The organism is Pseudoalteromonas sp. TAB23, from assembly GCF_000498075.1.
Classification (GTDB): domain Bacteria; phylum Pseudomonadota; class Gammaproteobacteria; order Enterobacterales; family Alteromonadaceae; genus Pseudoalteromonas; species Pseudoalteromonas arctica.
Map to the genome: position 1 here is coordinate 1 of NZ_AUTP01000277.1, position 3320 is coordinate 3320.

Genomic DNA, 3320 nt, shown 5'->3' on the forward strand with positions numbered 1-3320 from the left:
CATCGCCATCAACTGAGCCGTCGGGTACGCCACTAGTTTGGCTTACCGCACTGTTGTCGGTAATAGCCAGTGATGCTGTGTCAACTTGGACCATAATGTCGCCCAAGTTCACGTTAAAATTCATTCCTGATAAACGCATGGTGAGTGCTCCTAGTTGCTGCTTAAATCAAGCAAAATGTTTACGGTAATTTCTTTTGGGCTGTTGTACGGGCGCAGCACCATGTAAATAACCACGCTTTTATTGCTGGTCCATACAATGGTTATGTCGCCTTCAACCGGTGGCTGTATTTCACCAGGAAACTGCGTGCCTAAAATAGTGGTGCTTTTGCTCATGGCGCGTAGTGGGCGCATAAAATACGCTTTGTTTAGCTCAATACTGTTTGGCGTTGAGTTAAGGGCGCGGTTGGCAATACGGCGAATGGCAAGTACACGCACTTCGCGGCTGGCTTTATGCACAGGGCGTAAATGCTCAAGGTATTGGTAATCGCCACCTGCAGCATCTAGCGTTTGGGCGTCGCTCCAGTAAACACCTTCAAAATCGCTATACCACTGCGGTACACTCATGCGTGCATTGGCTAATGTTTCTAATGTGGCAAGTGATAACGGGGCGTCGTTCGTATCAACGGGTGCTTCGCCTAACCCTAATACGCTGCCTGTTGCTACGCGCATGGGGCTGTCGGCAATGCTTACGCTGCGGTTACATAATCGCCCTGCTAATACGCCCACGTTATTGGCGTGTAATTGCGGTACGGGTACCACTAAGTGCGCGGCAATATCGGCTTGCAGTGCAATGGTTGCGGCTTCATATTGCGACCATGTTTGTGTGGCTACATCAATACCTGGTACGGCAACCAATGCTGATACAAAACGCCCTAATGTAGCTTGCAATGACGTTAGGTGATCGTGAATACCGGTTAAGCCACCGCTTGTTGTTTGCTCATCACATACAACAACCATTTCAAAGCTTTGTACTTCGTTCGCGCGGTCAATGGCATCGGTCATGCTTTCGCCTTCGGCCAGTGGGTATACCGCTGCTGTCCAGTTTTGGCCGGCGTTAAGTTGCGCGGCTTTTACTATTTCAAGCAATGGACTGTCTGCAAAAGTGTCGGTTAATACTGTTTGAGCGCCTACGCTAAACAGCTGACTTTCTTCGCTTGCTTTACCAGCGCGGCCAACAAACAAAAAGTGTCGTTCAACACCTTGGATGTCGCCTTGCCCTAAATTCAGATTGTTAACTTGCACTTTACCTAGTGACATTGGGTTATCCTCGTTTATTGAGTTGGTTTAAAATTGTGGCCAGTTGCGCTTGCACGTTCGCGGTTGTATCGCCTAAAAATGGGCNGGGCGAGCCTTTACAGGTATTTGCCAGCTTTTACGGCTTTTTTGGCCGCGTAATTCACTTAAAATTAAAGTCGCTTTGCCGTGGGTTAAACTGCCTGCAATTTCTTTAATGGTGGCGCGGCGATAGCCTTTGCCTTTTGCTCTGCGTACTTTATAGCCCTCTGCTGCTAATGCTTTGGCTTGGTTGCGTGTACACGGTGCTTTGTAATCTGGCTTGCCATGAATACGGCTCATGCGTGTTGAGGTCATTTGCTCGCTGCCACCTTCTTGGTGTAGTGCGGCAATACGCCCAGTAAGCCCTGCTTTGTGTTTCAGCTCTAAGCGCTTACCGCCTTTTACGTAGGGCTCTAATGTTTTACCCATGCGTTGAAGCATTTTGGTTTTTTTGCCATCAGTGCGACTCGCAAACTTATTACCCTCAACGGTGGTTTGTGTTTTTAGACGCTTACGAGCGAGCTGGCGCTCATATCGTCCCAGTGTTTTAAGCACGCGAACACGTTTACCGTTTGGCAATGCTAATAGCTGCAGTTGCTGCTTTGCACTGAGTGCTTGTTTACTATTTGGGGTGATCACTAAACTCATGATTGCCCCTTAATATCTACGTCCACATCTTCGGCCACACTAATTGGCGCTAGCGATACGTAATAACGCGCACCGTTAAATAAAACAGGGCCGTTTTCGGCGGGTATTAGCTCTATGTCGTCAATCAGTTGCACGTCAATTAATACGGTGGCGTTGTCTTTGCTCACAACATCAATGTCTATTTCGGGGTCGTCTAGGCCGTATTCGTCACGTGGCCAACTGCTATCGATTAAAAAGGCGCCCACCATCGCAAGTAAGTTGTAAGGGTTTACTTTGCGGTGCGGGAATTTTTCTATTGCGATTACGGCGGTGTGTTTCCATTTAGCAACGGCGTAACCGTCTTGGCCTTTGTCTTCGCCGCTCATTATTAGTGTTCCGCGTTCTTGCCAGGCGTCTATGTTGTTAGTGTGAATAGCGCCTTTTAAACTTGAGTTTAAAAAGTCGGTTAGTTGCTGCAATTGGGTAATAGTTTGGCTCATAGCGTGTGCACTCCCGCGCGGCCAAGGCCAAGCAGTAATCGAATGCTGCGATTAGATTGCGCTAATATGGCGTCTTGCTGATCAACGCTATCGGCTTTGTTATTGCCTGCCTCTTTTTGGTCAACTGCTGAAAAGTACCCCATTAAATCGCTATGCGAACGGGCATATACGGCGCCACGGTAAACGCTTTGCTGTGCGGTGTTAAAGTTAGGCACGCCGTTTGTGTGGGTGAAAGCAACGTCCGTGTTCTCTTTCATAATGTATTTGAGTATTTGCTGTTGTACTTCTAGTGCGCTGCGGTTTAATGAGTCAGCTATTACCGTTTCTTCATAAAATTCTGGTATGCGGCGATGATCGCGAAACTCGCCAGTGCTTAGCGCTGGCCNCCAGCCGCTTGCAGCATCTATTTCAATACTGTTTTGTGCTGTTGCTTCAAATCCAAATGACATACCACATACCTTATTCAATTTGGGTTCAGTGCAATTAGCGTCGACGCGGTTATTAACGGTCACCCGTTAAACGCTCGGCTAGTGCACTGGAGGGTTGGGAGTAATGGCTATTACTGAGCGTTTAACTCAGCAATGGCTCTTAATCTCATGGCTATTTTGTTTCGTACTGTTTTAACTTGTGCGTGTTTATGTAGCTCTGCGGCTTTGGCTAAGTAGCCATCGGCTTGTTGGAGCCTTTGCACGTCGCCCACATGCGATGGCGAAACATCACCGTTTTTGCTGCGCAGTAACGCAAGGCCCGCAAATTTGTAGTACTTAGCCGTAACTTGCTCAGGTAATTTCCACGTGTTCGCAACCTTGCTAAACACTTGGCCAAAATAAGGCTCAATGCTGTTGCCTTTTTCTGCTTGGGTGTCTGCCCAATCAAAAACAGTATCGGCAATAAAACCAGGCCACTGGCGGCGAATGC

The 3320-nt window shown here is 48.0% G+C and carries 5 protein-coding genes; all 5 read right to left on the bottom strand.

Translation table 11 applies throughout. The features are described 5' to 3' along the window. Positions 1-139: phage protein (locus L654_RS0117195; protein ID WP_029753678.1), on the bottom strand; the 139-nt coding region annotated here is incomplete at its 3' end. A gap of 11 nt (positions 140-150) precedes the next feature. Then, entirely contained in the window at positions 151-1257 is a 1107-nt protein-coding gene (locus tag L654_RS0117200) for a DUF2586 domain-containing protein (RefSeq protein ID WP_024608592.1), read from the bottom strand. A gap of 662 nt (positions 1258-1919) precedes the next feature. After that, positions 1920-2402, bottom strand: a complete 483-nt coding sequence (locus L654_RS0117210) for a phage tail protein (protein WP_024608593.1) — start codon at positions 2400-2402, stop codon at positions 1920-1922. After that, positions 2399-2851 carry a head completion/stabilization protein gene (locus L654_RS0117215; protein WP_024608594.1) on the bottom strand — a complete coding sequence of 151 codons (453 nt, stop codon included), beginning with the start codon at positions 2849-2851 and terminating at the stop codon, positions 2399-2401. The genes L654_RS0117210 and L654_RS0117215 overlap by 4 nt, the downstream gene beginning before the upstream one ends. 110 nt (positions 2852-2961) lie before the next feature. Further along, positions 2962-3318, bottom strand: a complete 357-nt coding sequence (locus L654_RS0117220; protein ID WP_225305773.1) for a hypothetical protein — start codon at positions 3316-3318, stop codon at positions 2962-2964. Positions 3319-3320: the final 2 nt, after the last annotated feature.

Coding starts and splice junctions, on each gene's coding strand:
- L654_RS0117200 (WP_024608592.1), bottom strand. CDS start 1,257: ATGTCACTAGGTAAAGTGCAAGTTAACAATCTGAATTTAGGGCAAGGC.
- L654_RS0117210 (WP_024608593.1), bottom strand. CDS start 2,402: ATGAGCCAAACTATTACCCAATTGCAGCAACTAACCGACTTTTTAAAC.